Source organism: Streptomyces bobili, assembly GCF_002154575.1.
GTDB lineage: Bacteria > Actinomycetota > Actinomycetes > Streptomycetales > Streptomycetaceae > Streptomyces > Streptomyces bobili.
On sequence record NZ_MUBA01000585.1, the window covers coordinates 1 to 653 of the forward strand.

At 69.2% G+C, this 653-nt stretch carries 1 pseudogene; it reads left to right on the forward strand.

Going from position 1 to position 653, the window contains the following annotated elements:
* Window positions 1-471 (forward strand): annotated as a pseudogene (locus BZL64_RS34165) (serine/threonine protein kinase); the annotation flags it as partial.
* Window positions 472-653: the final 182 nt, after the last annotated feature.

The following is a 653-nucleotide window of genomic DNA, read 5'->3' on the forward strand; positions in this document are numbered from 1 at the left end:
CCGACACCCACCCCGGCCGCGTGGACGGCACATCCCGAGCCCGAGATGGGTGCCGTCCTCTCCCTCCCCGCCGAGTACCAGGAGTTCGCCCGGCAGGGCGGCCCCGACGAGCAGCCGCGGCTCGTCGTCTACTCGGCCGGCTCCGTCGACGTACGCCTCACACAGTGGGACAGGGCGCCGGGGTCGCCGCTCGGGCGGGCGGCCGAGGCGCACGAGACCTGGAACAGCTACGACGGGGACGCGCGCACGCAGACGACGCGGACCACCTTCCAGGGTCACGAGGCCGTGCTCGCCGACACCGCCTACAGCCTGGACACCTCGCCGACGCGCGTGATGGAGCTGTTCGTGCTCACCGACGACAGCCGGATGTACGAGCTTCGGGTCGACATGCCGAAGGGCACTGCGGACGAGAAACAGGGCACGGCGGTCTTCAAGGCGGCCCGCGACCGGCTGCGTATCGACGTCCCGTAGAACCGCCCGTGAGAACCGCCCTGATCAGCAGGTTCGTTGCCAGTGACCACTGGCGTCATGTGTGCGGTCGGTGAATCACTATTACCGACGGGTACCAAAAGCCTTCCCCACGTCATACCCTGCGGCTCATGACCGACTCGCAGGCCCCGGAGAAGACCGGTACCAACCCCCTCGCCCCCACC